Genomic DNA, 23,885 nt, shown 5'->3' with positions numbered 1-23,885 from the left:
GATGGCATCCGCGTAAGGTCCGTTTCATGATGAATGCGCCCGGTGTCCGGGGAAAGCGGCGTGTGGGCGTGATGGGTGGGACGTTTGATCCCATCCACCACGGTCACCTGGTCGCCGCCAGCGAGGTGGCACACCACTTCGACCTCGACGAGGTCGTCTTCGTGCCGACGGGACGCCCGTACCAGAAGTCCGAGCGCGAGGTGTCGGCGGCCGAGGACCGCTACCTGATGACGGTGATCGCCACCGCCTCGAACCCGCGCTTCTCCGTCAGCCGCGTGGACGTCGACCGTCCGGGGCCGACCTTCACCATCGACACGTTGCGCGACATCGCGGAGATCTACGGGCCGGACGCCGACCTCTACTTCATCACCGGAGCCGACGCCCTGGGGGCCATCCTCACCTGGCAGGACGTCGACGAGCTGTTCGAGCTGGCCCACTTCGTCGGCTGCACCCGCCCCGGGCACACCCTGCACGACCCCGGTCTGCCCGAGGGAAAGGTGACCCTGCTGGAGATCCCGGCGCTGGCGATCTCGTCCTCGGAGTGCAGGCAGCGCGTGGCGAAGGGCGAGCCCATCTGGTACCTCGTACCGGACGGAATCGTGCAATACATCAACAAAAGGGGTCTTTACCACGCCGGGGGCTGAATGCGTCGTCGTGCCGGACGTGGGGCGTCGGACGCCCAACGGGTACCCTCAACGTAGGGCATATTGCCGACACAGGAGGACCGACCCGCATCGTGACCGCATCCGACAGAGCCGTCCAGCTCGTCCAGATCGCCGCCGAGGCCGCGGCCGACAAGCTGGCCGACGACATCCTCGCCTACGACGTCAGCGAGCAGCTCGTCATCACCGACGCCTTCCTGCTCTGCTCCGCCACGAACGACCGCCAGGTCCGCGCCATCGTCGATGAGATCGAAGACCGGCTGCGCACCGAGGCCGACGCCAAGCCCGTGCGACGCGAGGGCGAGCGTGAAGGCCGCTGGGTGCTGCTCGACTACATCGACATCGTCGTGCACGTCCAGCATGAGGAAGACCGCACCTTCTACGCCCTGGAGCGGCTGTGGAAGGACTGCCCGGCCATCACGCTGCCCGAAAGCGTCGTGCAGGCGAACATCCAGCGGGCCCGCGCGTGAGCAAGCGGATCGTCTGCCTGCGTCACGGGCAGACGCTGTGGAATGTAGAACATCGCTTCCAGGGGCACTCCGACATCCCCCTCGACGAGATCGGGCACGCCCAGGCCGCCAGGGCGGCCTCACTGCTCGCGTCGCTGCGTCCCACCCTCATCGTCTCCTCGGACCTGCAACGGGCCAACGACACCGCGCTCGCGCTCGGCCGCCTCGTCGGCCTCGACGTCGCCGTCGACAAACAGTTCCGCGAACGCGGCGGCGGCCAGTGGGAAGGCCTGACCCGCGAGGAGATCGCCGCGCGCTGGCCCGACGAGTACCTGGCCTGGGAAGCCCCCGACGGCGAGCCGGTGACCGACGTCGCCGCGCGCGTCGCCACGGCCCTGCGGCGCTGGGCCGCCGAACTCGGCGACGACGGCCTGCTGGTCGTCGCCTCCCACGGGGCCGCGCTGCGGCTCGGCATCTGCGAGCTGCTCGGGCTGCCCGAACAGCTGTGGTCCGCCCTCGGCGGGCTCGGCAACTGCTCGTGGTCGGTGCTGGAGGAAGGACGAAAAGGCTGGCGCCTGCTCGAACACAACGCCGGCACACTGCCGGAACCGATCAGCAGCGACGACAGCCCCGACGTGGAAGGCCTCACAGCCTGAGCGGCTCCCACCGCACAGGCTGTGGCCCGGCTGTTCTCGCAGGCCCGCGAGTGGTTCTGGTGGAACAGGCGGGACGGACGAGACGCGATTAGGCGAATCGTGCGGATGGCTATATGCTCTCGGAGCGCCGCAAGGAGTGTGCTTCGAGCGGTGACCAGGGGCTATGGCGCAGTTGGTAGCGTGCCTCCATGGCATGGAGGAGGTCTGGGGTTCGAATCCCCATAGCTCCACTCGGGTGACAGGGGACCTATGGTCGCCAGCCTTTTGGGCTGGCTCCCTCGGTCCCCTCGTCGTTTAAACGGGGGGATAACCCCCCGGCCCCCCAGCGTCGGGCCGATGGGCCTCGCTTCGCTCGGGCTGTTTCTTTTTTGGCGCCTTTGGCGCACTGCTTTGGCTTCGCCGGGCGGCGCTTCGCGCGTTGTCGGCTCAGGCCGGTTCTTCGGGCCGGGGGCCCGACTCCTGTAGGGCCTCGCTTCGCTCGGGCGTTCTTCCTTGCCTGTGGGCGCTGGTGTACGCCGATCGCTCTTGGTTTATCGTTTTTCGATGCTACGCTGATCCCTAGGTTTCATCGAAAAACGATATGGGGTGATCGTGGTGGACGCCGCCTCGAGTCGGTCGGGTGCGCAGGTTCTGAGGAGTAGCCGGTGGTTTGGGAGGCTGGATGCGCTGCTTCAGGCCGCTCTGGCCATCGGTGTGCTGGGGCTGGTGGCGGGGGTGGTCGCCGGCGTCCTGATGGTGCTGCCGGGCAGTCGCGACTTCGGGGTCGAGGGGTTGTGGCCGGAGGGGGCCAGGGTGTCGCTCGACGGGGTGCTGACCCGCGGGACCGAGGTCGTCCAGACGAAGGTCCACCTCAGCCTGTACAACGCCGGGCAGGCGCCCGTGATCGCGGTGCTCTCCTTGCTCACCTGGATGCCCGGCGCGCTGACCGCGCTGCTGGTCTGCTTCTCGCTGCGCCGGATCACCAGGCACTGCCGGTTCAGCGACCGGGCGCTGTTCTCTCAGGTCACCATCTCCCAACTGCGCAGGATCGGCGCGGTTCTCGTCATCGGGTCGCTGGTGTCCTTCCTGCTGGACGCCGGTGCCAAGGCCGTGGCGACCCGGATGATGATGAATGACGGGTACGTGCTTCCCAGCGTGGGTGACCTGCCGGTGCTCGCCGTGTTCGCAGGGGTGGGGGTGTTCGCCGTGGCAGAGGTGATCCGGCGGGGGATGGTCATGTTCGACGAGCTTGAAGGCACGATCTGAATGCCGCCAGGCGAGTCGGGCGGCCGCATCGAGATCCGCCTCGACCAACTGCTCGCTGAGCGGGGTATGACCCTGACCGAGCTCTCGTACCGGGTTGAGGTGACGATCGCCAACCTCTCCATCCTGAAGACCGGCAAGGGCAAGGCCATCCGGTTCTCCACGTTGATCAGGCTGTGCGAGGTCCTCGACTGCCAGCCTGGAGACCTGCTCCGCTACGTGCCCGAGAAGTCCGGGTAGCCTCCCTGTCGCAGGAGCCGGGTCGACAGTGCGGAAATCGGCGGGCATGGCGGGGCGGGGGTTCGCGCGTCCTCGGCGCCGTGTCAAAGGCCGAGGCCGTGGTCGGCGGCGTAGCGGGTGGCCTCCACGCGGTTGCGGACGTGGATCTTGGCGAACGCGTTGTTGATGTGCGTCTTGACCGTGGCCTCACCGATGAACAGGACGCCGGCGATCTCCTGGTTGCTCAGCCCGCGGGCGATCAGGCCGAGCACCTCGGCCTCGCGGGCGGTCAGGCCGTCCGGCAGGGTGATCGGCGGGCGCGGGGGAAGGCGGTCGAGGGCCGCCACCAGGCGGTCGGAGACCTTGGCGTCGAAGGTGGACTGGCCGGCGGCCGCCGAGCGGAGTGCCGCCGCCATCTCGGCCCGTCCGGCGTCCTTGGTCAGGTAGCCGCGAGCGCCCGCGCGCAGGGCCTGGACGATCGACTCGTCGTCGGTGTAGGTGGTCAGGACCACGACGGCGGTGCCCGGATGGTCGCGGACGATCCGGCGGGTGGCCTCGACGCCGTCCATCACGGGCATGCGCAGGTCCATCAGGACGACGTCCGCAGGGCGGGCGGCGAGCAGGTCGAGCGCCTGCCGGCCGTCGGCGGCGGTGCCCAGGACCTCGACGTCGCCGAGCATGCCGAGCAGCGCCGCCAGCCCCTCGCGCATCAGCTGCTGGTCGTCCACCACGACCACGGTGATCACTCAGGCACCTCCGCTGTCACCTGCCACTGCCCGCCGTCCTGTCCGGACGTCAGTGTGCCACCGGCCAGCGCGAGGCGTTCCCGCATTCCGGCCAGGCCGAATCCGGCGGACTCCGCGGGGGCACCGCCGCCGGTGAGCGGGTTGGCCACGCGCAGCCGCACCCGGTCGCCGGTGAAGTCCAGTGTCATGGAGACGGGCTCGCCCGGCGCGTGCTTGGCCGCGTTCGTGAGCGCCTCCCGCGCGGTCCCGAGCAGCGAGACGGCCGCCCCCGACGACAGCGGGCGCGGTGTGCCGGACGGGTCGAAGCGCACGGCGGAGCGGTGGTCGCGCCGGTGCGCCTCGGCGAGCGCGGCGAGGGCGTCGCTCAGGGCAGGGATGTCCTGGCGCAGCGCGGCGACCGCGTTGCGGGCCTCGGCCAGGCCCTCGGTGGCCAGCCTGCGCGCGCGCCTGATGGTGACCAGCGCGGTGGGCACGTCACGGCGCTCCTCCAGCACCGCCTCCGCCAGCTCCAGCTGGACGCCCAGCGCGCCGAGCGAGTGCGCCAGCACGTCGTGGATCTCGCGGGCGATCCTGGTGCGCTCGTCGAGCGCCGCCGCGCGGGCGTGCTCGGCCTGCGCGCGGCGGGTCTGTTCGAGCAACAGCTCCGCGTGCCGCCGCTGGACGACGTGCTGGCGGTGGTTGATCCCGATGAGTGTGAGCGCCAGCAGCAGTGCCGCCTGCCCGAACGCGTCGGCGGCCGAGGCGCCGTAGAGGGGCCAGCTCAGGACGGACAGCGCCATCGCCGCCACGCCCGTCGCCATGATCGCGGCCACGGATGGCACCGCGAGCGCGGCGAACCGGCCGAGGACGACCGCGGTCAGGATGATCGCGGAGCCGTCCCCGGCGGGCCCGAGCGCCGCCGCCGACAGCAGCGCGCCCATGGCCAGGCAGACGGCCGCCGGCCCCGGACGGCGCCTGTCGAGGGCCACGAACGCCAGCCAGCACCCGGCGGCGGCGCCGTACAGGGCCCAGACCGGCGCGGCGTCCTCCCGCGCGGTGAGCAGGGTGACGGCGATGAACACCGTGCCGAACACCTGCACGACGAGCCAGCCGGGCGCGATGGTGTCAGGCAGCGCCCGCCCGGTCAGCGCCTGTCTCGTCAGGGTCCGTCTTCTCACAGGTCGATTCCACCAGGCGCCGGAGCCGTCAGTGGATACGGGTGATGAACTCGATGAGGATCAGCCGGTACGCGATGAACCCCACCACCACGACGGCGCCGATCGCCGCCACCGCGATCCAGCTCTTGCCGCTCATCTTTCCTCCCCGGTTCGATTCCATGATCTTGTCTGCCGCGTGCCTGATCAGATCGTGTCTGTTCACGCAGGCAACGCTAGGAACCGGGACGGGTGGAGTGGCACCGCCAGATGGTGGAGATGGGGGTGGAGACGCCGGAGATCATGTCTACCGCACGCGAAGGAAAGTTTCTAGAGGGCGTCCATCAGAGAAACTTTCTTCCCCGAACTTATTGACCTGACCGTAAACAGGAGGGAAAGCTGGGCCAGGAGAGACCTGCGAAAGGACCCCGATGGTCACAGTCCGCGCGTTCGTCTCAGGTGATGAGAGCTCCCTGGTTGACGCATGGAACCGGAGCATGCCAGGCGATCCCACGACCTCCGGGTGGCTACGCGACTGCGTGCTGCTCGACCCGAACTTCGACCCCGAGGGCCTCCGCGTCGCCGTGGTGGACCAGCGGGTGGTGGGCTGCGCCTACGCCGTGCGCAGGCTGACGCCGCTCGCCCCCGGAACCGATCTGGAGCCGGAGACGGGCTGGATCCCGTTCTTCTTCGTGGCGCCGGAACACCGGGGCGGCGGGCTCGGGCGGCGGCTGGTCGGCCAGGCGCTGGCCTTCCTGGAAGAGCAGGGCAGGACACGGATCGACTTCGCCTCCTACACGCCCAACTACGTGCTGCCGGGTGCCGATCAGGAGCTGTATCCCGACGGGTTCCGGCTGCTCGGCGCGCTGGGTTTCAGGACGCTCTACTCGCCGGTCGCGATGGACCGCACGCTGGTCGGCTACGCGACGCCGGACGACGTCCACGAACTACGAGCCAAGCGCGAGAGCGAGGGGTACGTCTTCCGCAGCCCCGAGGACGGCGAGCTGCCCGAGCTCATCCGCTACGCCGCGGACGTCTTCAACCCCGACTGGGGTGAGGCGATCAGGCACCACCGCGACCCCAGGCGCATGATCATCGCGAAGAGGGAGCGGATAGCCGGGTTCGCCCTGTACGGCGCCTACCGCGGGATCCCCGAGCGGTTCGGGCCGTTCGGCGTCGATCCGGAGCTGCGCGGCACCGGGCTCGGCAAGATCCTGCTGCACCTCACCATGACCAGGATGCGGGCGGAGGGCCTGCACTCGTCCTGGTTCCTGTGGACCGGCGAGACCAGCCCGGCGGGCCACCTCTACACCCGGGCGGGCTACGAGATCACCAGGCGGTTCCACGTGATGAGGCGGTCCAGTGAGCGAGTCTGACCAGAGCACGACGCATGTCCTGGCCATCGGCGCCCACGCGGGCGACCTCGATCTGACGGCGGGCGCCGTGCTCGCCCAGCACGTCATGCGCGGCGACCGCGCGACGCTCCTGCACCTGACCCTCGGCGAGCGCGGTCACCCCCGCATGTCGGTCGCCGACTACGCCAAGCAGAAACGCGACGAGGCGGAGACGTTCGCCGACAGGATCGGCGCGGGCGTCCGCTTCCTCGACTACGAGGACGGCCTGCTGCCCGAGGACGAGGACGTCAAGATGCGTGTCGGCGACCTGATCAGGGAGCTGCGGACGGACGTCATCCTGACCCACTGGAGCGCCTCCATCCACAAGGACCACGCCCGCACCCACCGGATCGTGGAGGACGCCCGCTTCTACGGCGGGCTGAAGACGCTCGAACGCGACCTGCCCGCCTACTGGGCGGGCGAGCTGTACTACGCGGACAACTGGGAGGACGCCGAGGGCTACACGCCTGACGTCTTCGTCGACCTGAGCGAGGAGGCCTACGAGGTCTGGTCGCAGGCGATCACGGGGTACGCGTACGCCAGAGGAGAGACCTACGGCTTCCCGTACGTCGACTACTACCGCGCACTCACGATCGTGCGCGGCGCTCCCGCCGGATTCCGCCGAGCGCAGGCCTTCGCCGCCCCGAAGGGCTCGCGGAACCTCCGGACGAGCTACTTCGGAAAGGCAACCCCCCAATGAGACGAACCCTGGTGGCCGTCACGGCCCTGACCCTCGCGATCGCGGGCTGCTCCAGCTCCGGTTCCACCGGCAAGAGCAGCTCGAACGCCCCGCCGCTGGTCATCCACGCCGTGGACGCGGGCACGTTCCAGGAGGACTTCAACCCGTTCCACCTCGAAGGCGTGAACTTCGGGACGAGCGGGATGATCTACGAGACGCTCGAGTTCTTCAACAAGCTCAAGCCCGGCGAGATCACGCCGTGGCTGGCGCTCAAGCATGAGTGGTCCAACGACGGCAAGTCCCTCACCTTCACCCTGCGCCAGGGCGTGAAGTGGACCGACGGCCAGCCGTTCACCGCCGACGACGTGGCCTTCACCTTCGACCTGCTGCTGAAGCACCCGGAGCTGAACAAGAGCGCGCTGGAGATCGCCGGCACCAAGGTCCTCGCGCCCGACAAGGTGCAGATCGACTTCAAGAGCACGTCGTACGCCAAGCTGTTCAACATCGCGGGCAGCTCGCCGATCGTGGCCAAGCACATCTGGGAGAAGGAGCAGGACCCGGTCACCTTCACCAACCCCAAGCCGGTCGGCACCGGGCCGTACAAGCTGTCGAAGTTCAGCGCGCAGCTCTACGAGATGGACAAGAACCCGAACTACTGGCAGCCGGGCAAGCCCGAGGTGCCGAAGCTGAAGTTCCCCGCCTACACCGCCAACGCGGTGCAGACGGCGCTCCAGCAGGGCGAGCTCGACTGGGCCGGCGCCTTCGTGCCCGACATGCAGAAGATCTACGTCCAGGGCAAGCCGGACCAGAACAAGTTCTTCTTCCCGCCCGAGGGCGTGGTCAACCTGCTGCCCAACCTGACCAACCCCATCCTGGCCAAGCCCGAGGTACGGCAGGCGATCAGCCTGGCCATCGACCGCGACAAGATCGTGCAGGTGGCCGAGCGCGGCTACACCAAGGTGGCCCACCCGACGACCGTGCCGATGCCCGGCGGCGAGTCCTACCTGCCGCCCGAGTACAAGGACGCCGCCTTCAAGGTGGACGTGGAGAAGGCCAAGGAACTGCTCAAGGGCGTCGACCCGGCCAAGCTGAGCTTCACCCTGCTGGTGCCCTCGCCGTTCACCGACTGGGTCAACGTCGCCCAGCTCATCAGGGAGGACCTGGCCAAGGTCGGCATCAAGATCGAGACTCGCGGCGTGGCGTTCGCCGACTGGGTGTCCAAGGTCGGCAAGGGCGACTACGACCTGTCGATCAGGTCGACCCCGGCCGGGCCCACGCCGTACTACCAGATGCGCACGTTGCTCTACAGCGGGCTGGCCACGCCGGTCGGCAAGTCCGCGACCGGCAACTACGAGCGGTGGAAGGACGCCGAGACCGACAAGCTCATCGACGCGTACGCGGCCTCCGAGGACCTGGCCAAGCAGCAGGAGGCCACCCAGGGGCTCGGCAAGATCATGGTGGAGAAGCTGCCGGCGGTGCCGCTGTTCTACAGCCCCTCGTGGGCGCAGTTCCGCACCACCAAGTACGTCGGCTGGCCGTCGGAGCAGGACCCGTACGCGATGCCGTCGCCGTACACCTCGCCTGACGCGGCCGTGGTCCTGCTGCACCTGAAGCCGGCGGCCAAGTGAGGTTTCTGGCCAGGCGGCTCGGCTTCTACATCCTGACAGCCTGGGCCGCCGTCACGCTCAACTTCCTGATCCCCCGGCTCATGCCGGGGGATCCGGTGGACCTGCTGGTCGCCCGGATGAAGGGCAACGTGGACCCCGCCGCCATCGACGCGATGAAGCGGGCGTTCGGGATCAGCGACGCGAACCTGTGGCAGCAGTACCTCGGCTACCTGTCCAACCTCGCGCACGGGGAGCTGGGCCGATCGATCACGTTCTTCCCCACCGAGGTGTCCACGGTCATCGCCGACAGCCTGCCGTGGACGATCGGCCTGGTCGGCGTCGCGACGCTGATCAGCTACCTGGTGGGCACCTCGCTCGGCGTGCTCATGGCGTGGAAGCGCGGCACCTGGCTCGACGGGGTGCTGCCCGCCGCCACGTTCCTGCACGCGGTGCCGTACTTCTGGGTGGCGCTGGCGCTGGCGTTCGTCTTCGGCGTGACACTGGGCTGGTTTCCGGCCAGCCGCGCCTACGGTCTGGAGGTCGAGCCGGGCCTCACCGGCGAGTTCGCCGGGAGCGTGGTCTACCACGCGGTGCTGCCCGCGGTCACGATCGTGCTCGCCTCGATGGCGGACCGGATCCTCGGCATGCGCAACGTCATGGTGACCACGCTCGGCGAGGACTACGTGGTGATGGCCGAGGCCAAGGGCCTGACCAGCCGCCGGGTCATGTGGGCGTACGCGGCGCGGAACGCGATCCTGCCGAACATCACCAGCTTCGCGCTGTCGCTCGGCTTCGTCGTGGGCGGCTCGGTGCTGACGGAGATCGTCTTCTCCTATCCGGGAATCGGCTCGATGCTCCTCAAAGGGGTGGAGAACGAGGACTTCCCGCTCATGCAGGGCATCTTCCTCGTCATCTCGCTGGCCGTGCTCGTCGCGAACTTCCTGGCCGACCTCGCGTACGTGGTGCTCGACCCCAGAACCAGGCAGGAGGGCCAATGAAGATCAAGATCGGGGCGGGCATCCTCGTCTTCTTCACCCTGATGGCCCTGCTCGGGCCGCTGCTCATCGGCGCCGACCCGGCCGCCACCAGCAGCGACGGCCTCCAGGGGCCGTCGGCCGAGCACTGGCTCGGCACCACCCAGACCGGCCAGGACATCCTCGTCCAGATCGTCTACGGCGCCCGGATCTCGATGGGCGTCGGCCTGCTGTCGGCGGTGATCGCCACGATCCTCGCCGTCGCCGTCGGCCTGGTCGGCGGCTACTTCGGCGGCGCGATCGACGAGACGCTGTCGGTGCTCACCAACATCTTCCTGGTGCTGCCGGCGCTGCCGCTCATCATCGTGCTGGCGGGCTACCTGCCCCAGCGCGGCGTCGCCTCGGTGGCGGTGGTGATCGCCGTCACCGGCTGGGCGTGGGGCGCGCGCGTACTGCGCGCCCAGACCCTGTCGGTACGGCGGCGCGACTTCGTCGAAGCCGCCAAGGCCAGCGGCGAGAGGCCGTTCAGGATCGTCTTCTTCGAGATCCTGCCCGTGCTGCTGCCCGTCATCGCCACCAGCTTCCTGGCCACCGTGGTCGGCGCGATCCTGGCCGAGGCCGGGCTGTCGTTCCTCGGCCTGGCCGACCTGTCGACGGTGAGCTGGGGGACCATGCTCTACTTCGCGCAGACCGGGCAGGCGCTGCTGATCGGCGCGTGGTGGTGGTTCATCCCGCCGGGGCTGTGCATCGCGCTGGTCGGCACCGGGCTCGCGCTGGTCAACTTCGGCATCGACGAGCTGGCCAACCCGCGGCTGCGCACGATCAAGGCACCGCGCAAGCGCAAGGCGGAGGCGACGGCGTGAACATCCTCGAGATCCACGGGCTCAGCGTGGACTACCAGTCGAACTCGGGCGCCGTCCACGCGGTCTCCGACGTCTCGCTCGACCTGCGCCGCGGTGAGATCCTCGGCCTGGCGGGCGAGAGCGGCAGCGGCAAGTCGACGCTGGCCAACGCCGTGGCCCGGCTGCTGCGCCCGCCCGCCGCGATCACGTCCGGCTCGGTCGTCTACCACCGCAGGGACGGCACCGAGGTGGACATCCTCGGGCTGAAGCGCGAGGAGCTGCGCTCCTTCCGCTGGAAGGAGCTGGCCGTCGTCTTCCAGAGCGCCATGAACGCGCTCAACCCGGTCAGCGCCGTCGGCGCGCAGATCGACGACGTGCTGCGCGTCCACGCGCCGGACCTGCCGCGCAAGGCGCGCGCCGAGCGGGCGGTGGAACTGCTCCAGCGCGTCGGCATCAGCGCCGACCGGCGGCGCAGCTACCCGCACGAGCTGTCGGGCGGCATGCGCCAGCGCGCCGCGATCGCCATCGCGCTCGCGCTCAACCCCGAGATCATCATCATGGACGAGCCGACCACCGCCCTCGACGTGGTGGTCCAGCGCGACATCCTCCAAGAGATCAGGACGTTGCGGGAGGAGTACGGCTTCGCGGTCGTGTTCATCACGCATGACCTGTCGCTGCTCATGGAGATCTCGGACCGGATCGCGATCATGTACGCCGGGCGGGTGGTGGAGACCGGCTCGGCCAAGGGCCTGCACAGGGCGCCGCGGCACCCGTACACGCTGGGGCTGCTGCGGTCGTTCCCACGGCTGCGCGGGCCGCGCGAGGAGCTGCTCGGCATCCCCGGCACCCCGCCCGACCTGCGGTCGCTCCCCCGAGGGTGCGCGTTCCACCCGCGCTGCCGGCACGCGATGGACGAGTGCGCCGTCACCCGTCCCGCGCTGCTGGAGGGGCCAGAGGGCGCGGCGGCGTGCCTGCTCAACGACGGGGCCGGCGTGGCTCCCGTCCCGGCTGGAGGACAGGAGGGGCCGTGAGCGGACAGATCGTGCTGGAGGGACGGAACCTCACCAAGCACTTCACGGCGGCGCGCGGGCCGCGCGGCAGCTTCGGCAAGCGCCCGCCCGTGCGGGCGGTCGAAGACGTGTCGCTGGCGCTGCGGGCCGGGTCGGTGACCGCGCTTGTAGGCGAGAGCGGCTGTGGCAAGAGCACGGTCGCCCGGCTGCTCGCCCAGGTGTACCCGGCCACCTCGGGAGAGGTGCTGCTGCGCGGCGAGCCCGTGCGGGCGCACCGCGGCCCGGCCTTCCGCGACTATCGGCGGCAGGTGCAGCTGATCTTCCAGGACCCGTTCGCGTCCTTGAACCCGTTCCACCGGGTCCGCTACCACCTGGCCAGGCCGCTGCGCGTGCACGGGCACGCGCGCTCCGCGGCGCACGAGCGCGAGCTGGTCGCCGAGCTGCTCGAGCGGGTCAGCCTGACCCCGGTGGACCAGTTCATGGACAAGCTGCCGCACGAGCTGTCGGGCGGGCAGCGCCAGCGCGTCGCCATCGCCCGCGCGCTCGCCGTGCAGCCGGTCGCGCTGATCGCCGACGAGCCGGTGTCCATGCTGGACGTGTCCATCCGGCTGGGCGTGCTGCGGCTGCTGGAGAAGCTGGCGGACGAGAGCGGCCTGGCGCTGCTCTACATCACGCACGACATCGCCAGCGCCCGGTACTTCGCCGAGGAGATCACGGTCATGTACGCCGGGCGGCTCATCGAGAGCGGGCCGAGCGAGCAGCTCACCCAGTCGCCACGGCACCCCTACACGCAGCTCCTGCTGGATTCGGCCCCCGACCCGGACCGGGTGACGCCACCGGAGGGCAAGCGGCACGGCGAGCCGCCGAGCCTGATCGACCCGCCGGGCGGATGCCGGTTCCACCCACGCTGCCCGGTGGCGCTGCCGGTCTGCTCCACCGAGGTGCCCGCACGCACCGAGCTGGGCGAGGGCCGCTGGACGCACTGCTGGCAGGCGGCCGAGGACGACGCGCTATCGCCCGTAGCGCCCGGCTAGTTCGGCGACGGTGGCGGCCAGGCCGTCGCGCAGCTCGGCGGGGGAGAGCACCTCCACGTCGGTGCCGAGCCGCAGGAACTCGCCCAGCGCGTGCTCGATCGACTCGATCGGGACCGTGACCCGGGTCCAGCCCTCCCCGTCGGGCGTGGCGGTGGCCCGCGCCGCCGCCACCACGCCCGGCGTCATCACCAGCTCCAGGCGCTCCACGCCGCGCGGCGACAGCCGGACCACCGCCTCGCCCCACCGCAGCCGCTCCTCGAACTCCGCCAGGTACGCCTGCCAGTACGCCGACAGGTCGAAGTCGCCGGGCCTGGCGAAGCGGCCGGGCAGCGGGTGCAGGTCGAGGATCTGCGACACCCGGTACGTCCGCACGTCCGAGCCGGAGCGCGCCACCAGGTACCACCGCCCGGCCTTGATGACCAGCCCGTACGGCTCCAGCCGCCGCTGCACCTCCTGCGGCGCCTTCCACCGCCGGTACCTGACCTGGATCGGCCGCTCGTTCCACACGGCGTCGGCCACGGCGGGCAGGTGGGTGACGGGCTCGGGGTCGCGGTACCAGGTGGGGGCGTCGAGGTGGAAGCGCTCCTGGATGCGTCCGGCCCGGTCACGCAGCTCGACCGGCAGCGCGGCCATCAGCTTGAGCTGCGCCGCCGTCACCACGGCGCCCAGCCCCAGCTCGGCCGCCGGCCCCGGCAACCCGGCGAGGAACAGCGACTCGGCCTCGTCGGTGGTGAGCCCGGTGAGCCTGGTGCGGTAGCCGTCGAGGAGCTGGTAGCCGCCCCTCGGCCCGGCGTCGCCGTACAACGGGATGCCGGCGGAGTGCAGCGACTCGACGTCGCGGTAGATCGTGCGCACCGAGACCTCCAGCCGCTCTGCCAGGTCTTGAGCGGTCATCCGGCCGCGGGTCTGCAGGAGCAGCAGGATCGAGACGAGACGGGAAGCGCGCACCCACTGACATTACCTGTCAGTGACCCAGGCCTACGGTCCTGGCATGAACGACTTCGACTTCCTCGCAGGCTCCTGGAACGTGCTCAACCGCAGGCTCGTCAAGCCGCTGTCGGGCAGCGACGAATGGGACGAGTTCCCCGCCACCAGCGTCGCCACCCGGCACTTCGACGGAGCCGCCAGCTTCGACGAGATCACCTTCCCTACCAAGGGGTTCTCCGGCCTGACCGTGCGCGTCTACAACCCGGCCACCGAGCAGTGGGCGATCTACTGGTCGAGCAGCGTCAGAGGAGTGCTCGACCTGCCGCCCATGATCGGCGCGTTCGACGGCGACAGAGGCGAGTTCTACGGCGAGGACCAGCACGAGGGCAGGCCGGTGCGCTGCCGTTTCATCTGGACCGTCCGTGGCGGGGACGCCGCCCGCTGGGAGCAGGCGTACGCGGAGGACGGCGAGAGCTGGGAGACCAACTGGACGATGGACTTCACGCGGGTGTGACGCTGTCGAGGACCTGGTCGAGGGCGTGCCGGGCGGCCTCGCTGTCGGGCGCGGCGCTGCCGTAGACGTAGGAGAGCGTGCCGTCGGGCGTGTGCACCGCCACGATGCGGACGTAGGCAGGGTCCTTGGTGGCGCTCCTGAACAGCACCCGGAAGGAGGCCGTCGCGGCGGGCCGACCGCCGAGCTGGAGCGCCCGGGTGCGCAGGTCGTCGCGGCTGCTCACGTCCGGCATGAGGGTGCGCGCGGTCTGCAGCGCGACGTCGTTCGCCTGGCTCTGCAGCAGCACGGAGCTCTGCACGCCACCGACCCCGCCCTGCTGCTGCGGGAAGGCGAGCACGACCGATCCGCCCGCGGAGATGCCGGAGGTGAACGGCCGCCTCGCGGCCTGCTTCCAGCCCTCGGGCAGGAGATAGGACACGCGGGCCGTGGTGTCGGCGATGCGCGGCGGACCCGCGCTCGGCTTGCTGGGCGCGGCGGCGTTGCCGCGCAGCCACAGGATGGCGGCGATGGCGATCGCCGCCATCAGTAACGCCAGCCCGCCGATCATGATCACCCACCACCAGCCGGACCTCGACGGCCTGGCCTCATACTGGTGCACGTCGGGGAACATGTCCGGCGTGTACGGCAGGCGCCGGGTGCTCAGGGGCTGCTGCGAGGGCTGCTGCGAGGGCCGCTGCGGGGGCCGCTGTCCGGGAGGCGCGGGCCAGCGGTGCCTGACGGTCCGGTTGGGGTCCTGGTCTCCCGGGTGCTCTGGTGTCATGGTCCCCTCGGACGCGCATCAGGTTGTTTTACCGCAACATTGTCACATCTGGAGCGTCTGCTCCGTCCAGTGCGCATGATGCGCGTTCTGGTAACAGGTGGAAGCGGGCGGCTCGGTCGGGTCGTCCTGGACAGGCTGGTGGAATCCGGCTTCGACGTGCGCGCGGTGAGCCGCGTCCCGCGACCCGGCTCGGGCGGCGTGCGCTGGTTCGTCGCCGACCTCGCCACCGGCAAGGGTGTCGCCGAGGCCGTCAGGGGAGCGGACGTGGTCGTCCACCTGGCGGCGGCGCCGTACAAGGGGCGCTACACCGGCAGGGTCGAGCTGGGCGGGACGTCCGCGCTGCTCGCGGCGGCGCGCGACGCCGGGGTAAGGCACCTCGTCTACACCTCGATCGTCGGCGTGGACCGGGTGCAGTGGGGATACTTCCAGACCAAGGTGCGGGCCGAGCGGCTCGTCGCGGCGGGCGGCGTGCCGTGGACGATCGTCCGGGTGACGCAGTTCCACCAGTTCGTCGACCAGGCGTTCACCGGGCTCGCCCGGCTCGGGTTCATGGTCGCCGACCCGGGTGTCCCCGCCCAGCCGGTGGACGTGCGCGACGTCGCGGACCGCCTGCTGACCGCGGTCCGGCGCGGCCCGGCCGAGACGATCGAGGAGTACGGCGGGCCGGAGGTGCTGTCCATGGCCGAGGCGGCCGAGCAGTGGCTGCGGGCGCGCGGGCTGCGGCGCCGCGTGCTGCGGGTGCGGCTGCCCGGCAGGTTGGGACGGGCCTTCAGGGCAGGGCACCTGACCACGGCGGCGCAGCCCGCCGGGAAGATCACCTGGGGTGGGTACCTCGCTCAGAGGCCCTGAGGCGGCTGCCAGCCGTGCGGGGACGGCCGGCCCTGCTCTCCCTGCTGGGGTGGCTGCCAGCCGTGCGGGGACGGCTGGCCCTGCTCTACCGGCTGAGATGGCTGCCAGCCGGGCGCGGGCGGCTGGCCCTGCTCTCCCTGCTGGGACGGCTGCCAGCCGGGCGCGGGCGGTCGGCCCTGCTCTCCCTGCTGGGGATACTGCGGCCAGGCGGGCGGCGGCTGCTGCCAGCCGGGAGCCGCCGGCTGCTGGGGCGACGAGCGGCGGGCGACCACGGCCATGATCAGGAGTCCGATGCCGACTCCGCTGAGCAGGCTGGAGACGGCCGTCTCCACCACGACGATGGTGTTCGCCGATTTGATGCCCATGGAGTCGACGAGGGAGGGGAACGTGAGACTGCGGACGACGTTGAACACGATCTCGAGCAGGAGGACGAGGCACCCGGCCAGGCCCAGCATCGCCGCCCTGCCGTGTTGGCGTCTCTTCCCGATTGTCAGCACGATCCCGGTGACCAGCACGCTGCCCTGTACCAGGACGAAGATCCCGGTGGTCAGGAAGGTGACCATGCTCACGCTCGCTTCCGCCATACCTTGTCTCCATATGTAAGCCCGACCGCACCGACGTTACGGGGATCTGATCAGTTCCGCCACTGCCTTGCTGATCGACTCCAGGTCCAGTCCGCCCTGGTAGCGCCTGCCGTTCAGGAAGAGCGTGGGCGTGCCCCGTACTCCGCTCGCCATGCCCGACTCCTCGTCGCGCGCCACCCGCCGCCTGTGCTCGCGCACCTCCGTCCAGGGCTCCACGTTCAGCTCGGCGGCGTAGTGAGCCAGGTCGGCGTCGGTCAGGAAGCGCTGGTTGTCGAAGAGGATGTCGTGCATCTCCCAGAACCTGCCCTGGTCGGACGCCGCCTCGGCCACCAGCGCGGCGGGCACCGACCTCGGGTGCAGGGTGCGCAGCGGGTAGTGCCTGAAAACGGTCCGCAGCTCGGGATGGCGTTGGCGGAGCTCGTCCAGGATGGGGTGCAGCCGTCCGCAGAACGGGCACTCGAAGTCGCCGTACTCGACGAGCGTCACCTTGGCGTCGGCGGGCCCGCGCACGTGGTCGCCGGAGCCGACCGGCACCGACAGCAGCTCGGGCAGTTCCTCCTCGGGCTCCGCCTCGGGCGGCGCGCACACCCCGCCCCGGTCCCACGCCATCCGGAAGATCACCCAGCCGAACAGCGCCGACAGCAGCGACCCGGCCAGGATGCCGATCTTCGCCTGGCTCTGCACCGCCGGGTCGTCGAAGGCGAGGTCCACGATGAACAGCGCCACCGTGAACCCGATGCCGGACACCGCCGCGCCGCCCAGCAGCTGGCCCCACACCAGGTTCCCCGGCAGCACGCCCCAGCCGAACCTGAGCGGCAGCCAGGTGCCGAGCGAGATGCCCGCGAACTTGCCGAGCAGCAGCCCGGCCACGATCCCGAGGGAGATGGGCGAGGTGACGGCGGTGCGCAGCGACTCGGCGTCGAGCCGGACGCCCGCGTTGGCCAGCGCGAAGATCGGCACGATCACGTAGCTGCTCCACGGGTGCAGCCGGAGCTGGAGCCGCTCGTTCACGGACACGGCCAGCCGCACCCGACGGGTCGCCTCCCGCGCGGCGCGCGCCGACGGGTCGCTGGTGAACTCCTGGACGGCCTCGCCCGCCAGCAGCAGCTTCTGGTCGCTGGGCGCGTACACGAACACCAGGACGCCCAGCGCGATGCCGACCAGCGTCGGGTGCACCCCGCTCTCCAGCGTCGCCACCCACAGCGCGAACCCGAGCACGATGTAGGCAGGCGCCCGCCAGATCCGCAGCCACCGCAACGTCATGATCGCCGCCAGCAGCACGGCCGCCGTGACCAGCGCGGGGATGGACAGGCTGGCGGTGTAGAAGAGCGCGATGATGATGATCGCCAGCACGTCGTCCACGATGGCCAGCGTCAGCAGGAACGCGCGCAGCGGGTCCGGGCACCTCGCCCCCACGACGGCGAGCAGGCCCAGTACGAACGCGGTGTCGGTCGCGATGGGGACACCCCAGCCGCCCGCGCCGGGCCCGCCCGCGTTCAGCGCCAGGTAGACGGCGGCGGGAACCAGCATCCCGCCCAGCGCGGCGACGGACGGCACGGCGATCAGCCGCCGGTCCCGCAGCTGCCCGAGGCGCATCTCGTAGGAGATCTCCAGCCCGATGACGAAGAAGAAGACCGTCATCAGCCCGTCGTTGACCCAGTGGCGCAGGTCCAGTGAGAACTCCGCGCCGCCGAACGACAGCCCCATGGGCGTGTGCCAGAACGTCTCGTAGGTGTCACCCCACGGCGAGTTGGCCCACAGCAGCGCCAGCGCCGTCGCGACGAGCAGCACGCTGGTGCTGCCCGCCTCGGTCTTGAAGAACGTCCGCAACATGCCCAAACCCCCCGGATGATCCTAGAGCTACCCCTTTCGTACAGTTCAGTCGGTCAGACAGGCGCGGACATTGCGCTCTGTTCGGTGGCACGCTGCAGGTGCCGGCCGACACGCGCCAGGGATCTCCCCACTGGATCGGTGGCCAAGGCGGGAGTGCCGTGACGACCGGGCACGGCGGACGCTCGCGGGCCGCCGAGCGTGCACTCGACGGCCCGCGTCCGCCTCTACAGCGCGCGCAGGTACGCCAGGGACGGCATGAAGAAGTACTCGCCGCCCTTCATCGTGACGGTCTGGCCCACCTGGGCCTGCGGGGGCGACTGCTCCGGCCTTCCCCACACCTTCGGGAAGGTGACCTTGACGTCCCGCTCTCCCTGCCCGATGACGGGGTCGTGGCCGGTGCCCGGCTGCTGGAAGTCCGGGTTGTTGGCCCAGGTGTGCTGGGTGAACTCGAACTGGCTGACCAGGCTGGAGTTGAACGCCATGAACAGCAGCCCCACCTCGCCGCTCGGGCGGGTCTCCGGCGGGGAGTCGTCCCACGGGTCGTCGGTGCGCACGCCGTAGGTCTGGCCCCGCCGGGCCATGAGCACCTCACGGCCGAACGAGCGCGGGTTGGTCTTGCGGATGTGGCCGCTGAACGGGCACTTGCCGCCGTCGTCCGCGTCGAAGGTGAAGTCGTTGCTCACCGGGCCGCCCGCGGGCCTGGCCTTGGCGGTGATCGGGGTGCCGTCCTTGAAGCGTCCGATGAGCATGGCGCCCGCCCTGTCGCGGTCGGCGCCGGCCAGGCCCAGGGTGTCGGCGAGGTCCTGCTCGATCACCTTGAACGCGCGGACGTCCTGCTCCAGCTTCCTGAAGACGAAGTAGCTGCCGAAGTGCCTGCCGGGATTCGGGGCCAGCGGGTCGGCCACCAGGATGTTGCCGAGCGGGAACGCCGGGTTCCAGTGCTTCTTGGGCTCCCTGTCCACCTCGTCCTTGACGAACAGCGGCTGGCTGCGGCCGTCCACGTAGCCGAAGTGCTCGATGCCGTCGCCCGCCGGATTGCGCATGCCCTGGCCCGTCTCCTCGCCCAGCAGCCTGGCGCCGGCGGGCAACTCGCCCAGGATCTCCTCGCGCAGCGCGGCCACCGGCTCGGGGGTCGCGTCGCCGATCAGGATCACGGCGTGGATCTCCCGCTGGTAGCAGTTCTCCCACTGCTCCACGGCCGGATCGTTGACCTCGGCGACCCTGCGCTTCATGCCGTCGCGGAAGGCCTTGTCGCCGAATCTGCGCATGTCCTCGACCGAGTGGCCGAGGTCGCGGTATCCGGCCTTGCTGATGCCGACGCCCACGTAGGGGCTGCCGCTGGTGCGGCTGGTGGCGAAGTCGCGAATCTCTTCCAGGTGCTTGCGGGCCGACTTCATCCTGGTTTCGGCGAGGTGCCGGAGAAAGCGCCGGCCCTCCGGAATGTCATTGAAGCGGATGAACAGGACGGACAAGTGCTCGCGCACGTGCGCGCGCAGGATGTTGGGCTGGAGGTTGTCCAGCATCACCTTGGTGTCCGTGTCGAGCGTGGCCGAGTCCCAGGCCAGGGGTTGTGCGTTGGTCAGATCGACAGGCATTGCCGAGTCCTCTCCCCGTGACGACGATCCGAGCCCCCTGGTCGCGTCATCGGGAATCGGGCACAGCGCGGCTAGCTGTGAATGAGTCCGATATCCCGGTAATTCCAACGCGCCCCATTTATATGACTCCTAGGGGTGCGGCAAAGTTTCCGGTAATTCCGGATGTTTCGATTTCCAGTCTCTTGCTGGGGAGCCGCTACTGCTGAGGGTGTAGCCGAAGGATCAGCCCACAGTCTGATTCGCCGGACCTCCGCATGGTGGGAACCTCGTCGGCATGGACGCACTGCGGAAAGCCCTGGGAGCCCTCTCGGTGGTGTACGCGCTGGTCTTCTGCGTCGGTGCGGTGCTGCACACCGGCGTGGCGATCGGCCCGCTGAGCGAGCCGGTGATCCCCCCGGCCACGATCGCCGAGACGCTCTGCGCCGTGGCCGTGGCCGTCGGCGCGTACGGAGCGCTGTCGGGGCGCCCCTGGGGCTGGGACGGGCTGATCTACACGCACGCCGGCGCGCTGTCGGGGGTGCTGCTCGGCATCCTGGCCCTGGCGTTCGGCGCGGGGGAGGCCACCACCCTCAACACCTGGTACCACCGCATCATGGCGACCTTACTCACGGCCGGCCTCGGCGGCGCCTTCTACGTCTCGAGGGTGCGCAGGTAGTCGGCCGCCTCGGTGAGGTGCTCCTCGTTGAACACGCGGATCCCGTTCAGCTCCAGGAGCGCGGTGGTGACACCCTTGCCGGGCGTGCGGTGGCCCCTGAACGTCCCGTCGTAGATCGACAATGCGCCGCACGACGGGCTGCCCTCCTTCAGCACCGCCAGCCTGACACCGGACGAGCGGGCCACGGCGAGCGCCGCCTGGGCTCCGGCCAGGAACTCGGCCGTCACGTCCGACCCGTCGGTGGCCAGCACCCGGGCCGCGCCCGAGAGCACGGCGGCTCCGCCGACGCCGCCCTCGATCTCGGCGGCGGGCCGGGGGATCGGCAGCCCGCCCTCCACCTCAGGGCAGAACGGCACCAGACGGCCCTCGTCGCGCCAGGCGGCCAGCAGCGCGTCGTGGCTCGTCTTCGCACGACCGTCGTAGCGCACCTTCCGGCCCATCAGGCAGGCACTGACCAGGATCCGTTCCACGTAGTCGATCCTATGCGCGTGCAACGGGCGAGGCACGGGCCGCCGGCTGGGCGTGGGGCGTCCGCGCCTGACGGGTTGGAGGCGTGTGCGGTGGCGCGGTGCTGTCTGTGGAGCGGGTGTCCGCGCTGGTCGGTTGATGTGTGGGCGGGGGTTCTAGGTGCGGCGGATCAGGGTGAGTGGGGCGAGCGAGACGGCCGCCAGGGCGATCGCGCACCAGAACGTGTACGTGAACGGTTGCGCCACTCCTGACCTGGTGAATACCTGCAGCAGCACGGCCAGGAGCGCCACGCCGAACGACGACGCCAGGCGTACCGCGATGTTGTTCAGCGTCGATCCGGCGGGGATGGCCGCCCTGTCGAGGGTCTTGAACGCCGCCGCCGCGACCGACGGCGCCACCAGGCCGTGCCCGAGCCCCAGCACGAACATCGGGACGTACCCGGGAAACGCGACGAAGGCCAGCATCCCGGCGACCGCCACCGCGATGCCCGCCGCACCGACCCCGCGCGGGCCGCTGCGGTCGGTGAGCCTGCCCGCGATCGGCATGGTCAGCGCGGCGCCGACGCCCATCGGGGCCATCAGCAGACCCGCGTCCAGCGCACTGCCGCCCGAGGAGAGCTGGCTGTACAGGGGCACGAGCACGGTGACGCCGAACAGCGCGGCCGAGTAGCAGACCAGTGTGCCGACGGCGGCGGCGAACGTCCGGTCGCCGAACAGCCGCAGGTCGAGCAGAGTGCCCGGGGTGCGCAGGGCGCGGATCACGAAGGCCGCCACCAGAGCCAGCCCGATCCACACGGCCGGATGCGCGAGCGAGGCGCCGTTGCCCACCTCCGACAGGCCGAAGACCAGCCCGGCCAGCCCGGGGGAGAGCAGCACGAGACCCACCACGTCGAGCCTCCCGCCGCGCCGCTGCCGACCGCTCGTGCGCTGGTCTTCCACAAGCTCGGCCCCCGCGTGCTGCCCTTCCGCGTGCGCGGCCTCCGTGTCCTGGCCTCCCGCGTGCGCGGCTGCTGTGTCCTGGCCATCTGCGTGCAGGCCTGCTGTGTGTTGCCCATTCGTGCGTACACCGCCTGCGTGCTCATCACCCCGCTGCTCGGCGTCCGTCCGCCTGCTGTGTGTCGGTTCGGTGTTCGTCGGGGCGGCGTTCGGGAGGAGGAGGATCGCGGCCAGGAGAGCCACGGCGCAGACCGGGACGTTGACCAGGAACAGCCAGCGCCAGTCGAGGCTCTCCACGATCACGCCGCCGAGCACCGGGCCGAGGACCGGGGCCAGCATGGCGGGCACCGAGATCATGGCCATCCCCCTGCCCATCCGCTCCTGGCCGGCGGCCTGGGCGATCATTGCCTGGCCGACCGGCATGAGCAGGCCGCCGCCCAGCCCCTGCACCGCGCGGAACGCCACCAGGCTGCCGACGGACCAGGCCGCCGCGCTGAGCACCGACCCTCCGGTGAACAGCACGAGCGAGGCCAGCCAGACCCCCTTGGCGCCGAACCGTCCGACGGCCCAGCCGGTGATGGGGATCGTCATCGACATGGCCAGCAGGTAGCCGGTGATCACCCACTGCATGGTGGCGAGGGTCGTCTGGAAGTCGCGAGTGAGGGCGTTCACGGCGACGTTCATGATCGTCGTGTCGAGGATCGTCATGATCACGCCGAGTAGTACGACGAGACCGGTGGTTCGAAGCGAGAGCGCTACGCTGTATCGCATGCCGTACAGCGTAGCAGGCATCCGCTACGGCGTAGCGGCCAAGCGGAGGTGTAGCGATGTCCGTACGCTGTATCGTGAGGTGCATGAGTTCTGTCTGGTCGCGTCCTGCGCCGCAGCGGCGTCCCGCGCTGACCCGTGAGGCGATCGTGGCCGCGGCCGTCGCCATCGCCGACGCGGAGGGCCTGGCCGCCGTCTCCATCCGGCGCGTCGCCGCCGAACTCGGCGCGCGGGCCATGAGCCTGTACACGCACATCGAGCGCAAGGAGGACCTCCTCGACCTGATGGCCGACGAGGTGGCCGCCGAGGTGCTGGTGGAGGAGGCGCTGCCCGCCGACTGGCGCGAGGCGACCCTGGTGATCGCCCGCCGCGAGCGCGAGGCCGTCCGGCGCCATCCGTGGCGGGTGGACCTGGTGCCGCAGCGCGTCTCGGTGGGGCCGAACGGGCTGCGCCACGTGGAGCAGTCGCTGGCCGCCCTCGACGGGCTCGCCGTGGACGAGCTGACCAAGTGGCGCATCCTCGCCGCGATCGACGACTACTCGCTGGGCTTCACCATCCGGGAGTCGCTCGAACGCGCCGCGCCGCGCACCGACGGCGTCAACGACGCCGAGCGCGCGGCGGTCGCCGAGCCCTACATGCGGGAGCTGATCGCCAGTGGCGAGTTCCCCCGGCTCGCGCCGATGATCGAGCGAGGGGTCGCCGGCTTCGACGACAACTACGAGCGCGGGCTCAACTGGCTCCTGGACGGAATCGAGGGCGACCTACGCGGGCGATAGCCTTTCCCCCGATGAACACCACCGTTTCCACGATCGTGATCGTCTGGTCGCTGCTGCTCGCGGTGGCGAGCCTGGTCGTCGCGATCCGCAACCGGCCGATGGGCATGGTCCTGCTCGTCGGGTTCGCCGTGCTGGAGGTCGCGGTACTGGTCCAGGCGGGCTTCGTGATCGCGGCCGTGGCCGGCGGGCAGGGCCCGGCCGACAAGGTCACACTCTTCGGGTACGTGGGCGGCCAGATCGTGATCCCGCCCGCCGGGGTCGTGCTGGCGCTGGCCGAGCGGAGCCGGTGGGGGTCCGCGATCCTGGTGGTGGCCGGGTTCGCGATCGCGGTGATGACGGGCCGGCTGTTGCAGATCTGGCAGGGCGGCGCATGACGTCCCCCATCAGCACGGGGCCGGGGCGGGCGCTGCTCGCGGTCTACGGGCTGTTCGCGCTGGCCGCCGGGGCGCGCGCCGCCGTGCAGGTCGTCCTGCGTTTCGACGAGGCGCCGCTGGCCTACTCGCTGTCGGCGTTCGCCGCGCTCGTCTACATCCTGCTCACCGTGGCCCTGGCGCGCGCCGCGCGCCAGGGCCAC

27 protein-coding genes, 1 tRNA gene and 1 pseudogene are annotated in these 23,885 nt (G+C 70.5%); 19 read left to right on the top strand and 10 right to left on the bottom strand.

All coding sequences use genetic code 11. The features are described from left to right. Positions 1 to 26: 26 nt before the first annotated feature. From nadD to ABZ297_RS25310, 6 genes are all read left to right on the top strand, one after another. Positions 27 to 644 carry a nicotinate-nucleotide adenylyltransferase gene (nadD, locus tag ABZ297_RS25335; RefSeq protein ID WP_355350684.1) on the top strand — a complete coding sequence of 206 codons (618 nt, stop codon included), beginning with the start codon at positions 27 to 29 and terminating at the stop codon, positions 642 to 644. Positions 645 to 736: 92 nt separating this feature from the next. Beyond that, positions 737 to 1,132 (top strand): ribosome silencing factor, encoded by a 396-nt coding sequence (gene rsfS / locus ABZ297_RS25330; RefSeq protein WP_350810254.1) that lies wholly within the window; start codon positions 737 to 739, stop codon positions 1,130 to 1,132. Next, positions 1,129 to 1,767 carry a histidine phosphatase family protein gene (locus ABZ297_RS25325; protein ID WP_355350681.1) on the top strand — a complete coding sequence of 213 codons (639 nt, stop codon included), beginning with the start codon at positions 1,129 to 1,131 and terminating at the stop codon, positions 1,765 to 1,767. Before rsfS ends, ABZ297_RS25325 begins: the two co-directional genes overlap by 4 nt. Positions 1,768 to 1,924: 157 nt before the next feature. Then, a tRNA-Ala gene (locus ABZ297_RS25320) sits at positions 1,925 to 1,997 on the top strand. Between the two features lie 475 nt (positions 1,998 to 2,472). Further along, positions 2,473 to 3,012 (top strand): hypothetical protein, encoded by a 540-nt coding sequence (locus tag ABZ297_RS25315; RefSeq protein WP_355350679.1) that lies wholly within the window; start codon positions 2,473 to 2,475, stop codon positions 3,010 to 3,012. Next, positions 3,013 to 3,249, top strand: coding sequence for a helix-turn-helix transcriptional regulator (locus tag ABZ297_RS25310; RefSeq protein ID WP_355350677.1), 237 nt, complete (start codon positions 3,013 to 3,015; stop codon positions 3,247 to 3,249). Between the two features lie 83 nt (positions 3,250 to 3,332). On the opposite strand, the gene ABZ297_RS25305 is transcribed toward ABZ297_RS25310, so the two are convergent. Genes ABZ297_RS25305 through ABZ297_RS25295 form a run of 3 tightly spaced genes read right to left on the bottom strand, consistent with a single transcriptional unit; the run spans position 3,333 to position 5,333 of the window. Then, positions 3,333 to 3,974 (bottom strand): response regulator transcription factor, encoded by a 642-nt coding sequence (locus ABZ297_RS25305; RefSeq protein WP_355350675.1) that lies wholly within the window; start codon positions 3,972 to 3,974, stop codon positions 3,333 to 3,335. Next, entirely contained in the window at positions 3,971 to 5,131 is a 1,161-nt protein-coding gene (locus tag ABZ297_RS25300) for a histidine kinase (protein ID WP_355350673.1), read from the bottom strand. Before ABZ297_RS25300 ends, ABZ297_RS25305 begins: the two co-directional genes overlap by 4 nt. A 28-nt stretch (positions 5,132 to 5,159) precedes the next feature. Continuing rightward, complete coding sequence (locus tag ABZ297_RS25295; protein ID WP_355350671.1) at positions 5,160 to 5,333, bottom strand: hypothetical protein; 174 nt, start codon at positions 5,331 to 5,333, stop codon at positions 5,160 to 5,162. A 271-nt stretch (positions 5,334 to 5,604) separates the two neighbouring features. Here ABZ297_RS25295 and ABZ297_RS25290 point away from each other — a divergent pair, with 271 nt between their 5' ends. From ABZ297_RS25290 to ABZ297_RS25260, 7 genes are read left to right on the top strand one after another with little or no spacing between them, the layout of a single operon-like run. Beyond that, positions 5,605 to 6,483, top strand: coding sequence for a GNAT family N-acetyltransferase (locus tag ABZ297_RS25290; protein ID WP_355350669.1), 879 nt, complete (start codon positions 5,605 to 5,607; stop codon positions 6,481 to 6,483). After that, positions 6,470 to 7,201, top strand: coding sequence for a PIG-L family deacetylase (locus tag ABZ297_RS25285; protein ID WP_355350667.1), 732 nt, complete (start codon positions 6,470 to 6,472; stop codon positions 7,199 to 7,201). The genes ABZ297_RS25290 and ABZ297_RS25285 overlap by 14 nt, the downstream gene beginning before the upstream one ends. Next, a complete protein-coding gene (locus ABZ297_RS25280; RefSeq protein ID WP_355350665.1) occupies positions 7,198 to 8,808 on the top strand; it encodes an ABC transporter substrate-binding protein in 1,611 nt (536 codons plus the stop codon). Before ABZ297_RS25285 ends, ABZ297_RS25280 begins: the two co-directional genes overlap by 4 nt. Beyond that, entirely contained in the window at positions 8,805 to 9,785 is a 981-nt protein-coding gene (locus ABZ297_RS25275) for an ABC transporter permease (RefSeq protein WP_355350663.1), read from the top strand. The genes ABZ297_RS25280 and ABZ297_RS25275 overlap by 4 nt, the downstream gene beginning before the upstream one ends. Then, positions 9,782 to 10,624 carry an ABC transporter permease gene (locus ABZ297_RS25270; RefSeq protein WP_355350661.1) on the top strand — a complete coding sequence of 281 codons (843 nt, stop codon included), beginning with the start codon at positions 9,782 to 9,784 and terminating at the stop codon, positions 10,622 to 10,624. The genes ABZ297_RS25275 and ABZ297_RS25270 overlap by 4 nt, the downstream gene beginning before the upstream one ends. After that, complete coding sequence (locus ABZ297_RS25265; protein ID WP_355350659.1) at positions 10,621 to 11,634, top strand: ABC transporter ATP-binding protein; 1,014 nt, start codon at positions 10,621 to 10,623, stop codon at positions 11,632 to 11,634. The genes ABZ297_RS25270 and ABZ297_RS25265 overlap by 4 nt, the downstream gene beginning before the upstream one ends. Further along, a complete protein-coding gene (locus ABZ297_RS25260) occupies positions 11,631 to 12,647 on the top strand; it encodes an ABC transporter ATP-binding protein (protein ID WP_355350657.1) in 1,017 nt (338 codons plus the stop codon). Before ABZ297_RS25265 ends, ABZ297_RS25260 begins: the two co-directional genes overlap by 4 nt. On the opposite strand, the gene ABZ297_RS25255 is transcribed toward ABZ297_RS25260, so the two are convergent. Continuing rightward, positions 12,624 to 13,595: a YafY family protein gene (locus ABZ297_RS25255; protein ID WP_355350655.1), complete on the bottom strand. Its 972-nt coding sequence runs from the start codon at positions 13,593 to 13,595 to the stop codon at positions 12,624 to 12,626. The two genes, ABZ297_RS25260 and ABZ297_RS25255, sit on opposite strands and share 24 nt — an antisense overlap. Positions 13,596 to 13,638: 43 nt before the next feature. Between ABZ297_RS25255 and ABZ297_RS25250 the strand changes: the two genes are divergently transcribed. Beyond that, positions 13,639 to 14,088 carry a hypothetical protein gene (locus tag ABZ297_RS25250; protein WP_355350653.1) on the top strand — a complete coding sequence of 150 codons (450 nt, stop codon included), beginning with the start codon at positions 13,639 to 13,641 and terminating at the stop codon, positions 14,086 to 14,088. Here the strand turns inward: ABZ297_RS25250 and ABZ297_RS25245 are convergent. Continuing rightward, positions 14,075 to 14,848 carry a hypothetical protein gene (locus ABZ297_RS25245; protein ID WP_355350651.1) on the bottom strand — a complete coding sequence of 258 codons (774 nt, stop codon included), beginning with the start codon at positions 14,846 to 14,848 and terminating at the stop codon, positions 14,075 to 14,077. The genes ABZ297_RS25250 and ABZ297_RS25245 overlap by 14 nt on opposite strands. 78 nt (positions 14,849 to 14,926) lie before the next feature. Here ABZ297_RS25245 and ABZ297_RS25240 point away from each other — a divergent pair, with 78 nt between their 5' ends. Further along, complete coding sequence (locus ABZ297_RS25240; protein WP_355350649.1) at positions 14,927 to 15,697, top strand: NAD(P)H-binding protein; 771 nt, start codon at positions 14,927 to 14,929, stop codon at positions 15,695 to 15,697. Here the strand turns inward: ABZ297_RS25240 and ABZ297_RS25235 are convergent. From ABZ297_RS25235 to ABZ297_RS25225, 3 genes are all read right to left on the bottom strand, one after another. Next, positions 15,685 to 16,281, bottom strand: coding sequence for a hypothetical protein (locus ABZ297_RS25235; protein WP_355350647.1), 597 nt, complete (start codon positions 16,279 to 16,281; stop codon positions 15,685 to 15,687). The two genes, ABZ297_RS25240 and ABZ297_RS25235, sit on opposite strands and share 13 nt — an antisense overlap. 36 nt (positions 16,282 to 16,317) lie before the next feature. Further along, positions 16,318 to 18,114 carry a Na+/H+ antiporter NhaA gene (nhaA, locus tag ABZ297_RS25230; RefSeq protein WP_355350645.1) on the bottom strand — a complete coding sequence of 599 codons (1,797 nt, stop codon included), beginning with the start codon at positions 18,112 to 18,114 and terminating at the stop codon, positions 16,318 to 16,320. Positions 18,115 to 18,338: 224 nt separating this feature from the next. Continuing rightward, entirely contained in the window at positions 18,339 to 19,709 is a 1,371-nt protein-coding gene (locus tag ABZ297_RS25225; protein ID WP_355350643.1) for a hypothetical protein, read from the bottom strand. 274 nt (positions 19,710 to 19,983) lie between these two features. Between ABZ297_RS25225 and ABZ297_RS25220 the strand changes: the two genes are divergently transcribed. After that, a complete protein-coding gene (locus ABZ297_RS25220) occupies positions 19,984 to 20,364 on the top strand; it encodes a hypothetical protein (protein ID WP_355350641.1) in 381 nt (126 codons plus the stop codon). On the opposite strand, the gene ABZ297_RS25215 is transcribed toward ABZ297_RS25220, so the two are convergent. Both ABZ297_RS25215 and ABZ297_RS25210 read right to left on the bottom strand, forming a co-directional pair. Next, positions 20,340 to 20,834, bottom strand: a complete 495-nt coding sequence (locus ABZ297_RS25215) for a DUF523 domain-containing protein (RefSeq protein ID WP_355350639.1) — start codon at positions 20,832 to 20,834, stop codon at positions 20,340 to 20,342. The two genes, ABZ297_RS25220 and ABZ297_RS25215, sit on opposite strands and share 25 nt — an antisense overlap. 153 nt (positions 20,835 to 20,987) lie before the next feature. Next, complete coding sequence (locus tag ABZ297_RS25210) at positions 20,988 to 22,538, bottom strand: MFS transporter (RefSeq protein ID WP_355350637.1); 1,551 nt, start codon at positions 22,536 to 22,538, stop codon at positions 20,988 to 20,990. A gap of 83 nt (positions 22,539 to 22,621) precedes the next feature. Between ABZ297_RS25210 and ABZ297_RS25205 the strand changes: the two genes are divergently transcribed. The 3 genes and pseudogenes from ABZ297_RS25205 to ABZ297_RS25195 form a co-directional block, all read left to right on the top strand. Continuing rightward, entirely contained in the window at positions 22,622 to 23,311 is a 690-nt protein-coding gene (locus ABZ297_RS25205; protein ID WP_355350635.1) for a TetR/AcrR family transcriptional regulator C-terminal domain-containing protein, read from the top strand. An 11-nt stretch (positions 23,312 to 23,322) separates the two neighbouring features. Continuing rightward, entirely contained in the window at positions 23,323 to 23,685 is a 363-nt protein-coding gene (locus ABZ297_RS25200) for a hypothetical protein (RefSeq protein WP_355350633.1), read from the top strand. Next, positions 23,682 to 23,885 (top strand): annotated as a pseudogene (locus tag ABZ297_RS25195) (hypothetical protein); the annotation flags it as partial. The gene ABZ297_RS25200 and the pseudogene ABZ297_RS25195, both read left to right, overlap by 4 nt.

The organism is Nonomuraea sp. NPDC005983, from assembly GCF_040614375.1.
In the GTDB taxonomy this organism is placed as follows: Bacteria; Actinomycetota; Actinomycetes; order Streptosporangiales; family Streptosporangiaceae; genus Nonomuraea.
This window is presented reverse-complemented; position numbering and strand designations above follow the sequence as displayed.

What these genes read in the sequence shown, in the direction of transcription:
- nadD (WP_355350684.1), top strand. Translation starts at nt 27, where the DNA reads ATGATGAATGCGCCCGGTGTCCGGGGAAAGCGGCGTGTGGGCGTGATG.
- ABZ297_RS25310 (WP_355350677.1), top strand. Translation starts at nt 3,013, where the DNA reads ATGCCGCCAGGCGAGTCGGGCGGCCGCATCGAGATCCGCCTCGACCAA.
- ABZ297_RS25290 (WP_355350669.1), top strand. Translation starts at nt 5,605, where the DNA reads ATGCCAGGCGATCCCACGACCTCCGGGTGGCTACGCGACTGCGTGCTG.
- ABZ297_RS25280 (WP_355350665.1), top strand. Translation starts at nt 7,198, where the DNA reads ATGAGACGAACCCTGGTGGCCGTCACGGCCCTGACCCTCGCGATCGCG.
- ABZ297_RS25270 (WP_355350661.1), top strand. Translation starts at nt 9,782, where the DNA reads ATGAAGATCAAGATCGGGGCGGGCATCCTCGTCTTCTTCACCCTGATG.
- ABZ297_RS25250 (WP_355350653.1), top strand. Translation starts at nt 13,639, where the DNA reads ATGAACGACTTCGACTTCCTCGCAGGCTCCTGGAACGTGCTCAACCGC.
- ABZ297_RS25245 (WP_355350651.1), bottom strand. Translation starts at nt 14,848, where the DNA reads ATGACACCAGAGCACCCGGGAGACCAGGACCCCAACCGGACCGTCAGG.
- ABZ297_RS25240 (WP_355350649.1), top strand. Translation starts at nt 14,927, where the DNA reads ATGCGCGTTCTGGTAACAGGTGGAAGCGGGCGGCTCGGTCGGGTCGTC.
- ABZ297_RS25235 (WP_355350647.1), bottom strand. Translation starts at nt 16,281, where the DNA reads ATGGCGGAAGCGAGCGTGAGCATGGTCACCTTCCTGACCACCGGGATC.
- nhaA (WP_355350645.1), bottom strand. Translation starts at nt 18,114, where the DNA reads ATGTTGCGGACGTTCTTCAAGACCGAGGCGGGCAGCACCAGCGTGCTG.
- ABZ297_RS25225 (WP_355350643.1), bottom strand. Translation starts at nt 19,709, where the DNA reads ATGCCTGTCGATCTGACCAACGCACAACCCCTGGCCTGGGACTCGGCC.
- ABZ297_RS25220 (WP_355350641.1), top strand. Translation starts at nt 19,984, where the DNA reads ATGGACGCACTGCGGAAAGCCCTGGGAGCCCTCTCGGTGGTGTACGCG.
- ABZ297_RS25210 (WP_355350637.1), bottom strand. Translation starts at nt 22,538, where the DNA reads ATGCGATACAGCGTAGCGCTCTCGCTTCGAACCACCGGTCTCGTCGTA.
- ABZ297_RS25205 (WP_355350635.1), top strand. Translation starts at nt 22,622, where the DNA reads ATGAGTTCTGTCTGGTCGCGTCCTGCGCCGCAGCGGCGTCCCGCGCTG.
- ABZ297_RS25200 (WP_355350633.1), top strand. Translation starts at nt 23,323, where the DNA reads ATGAACACCACCGTTTCCACGATCGTGATCGTCTGGTCGCTGCTGCTC.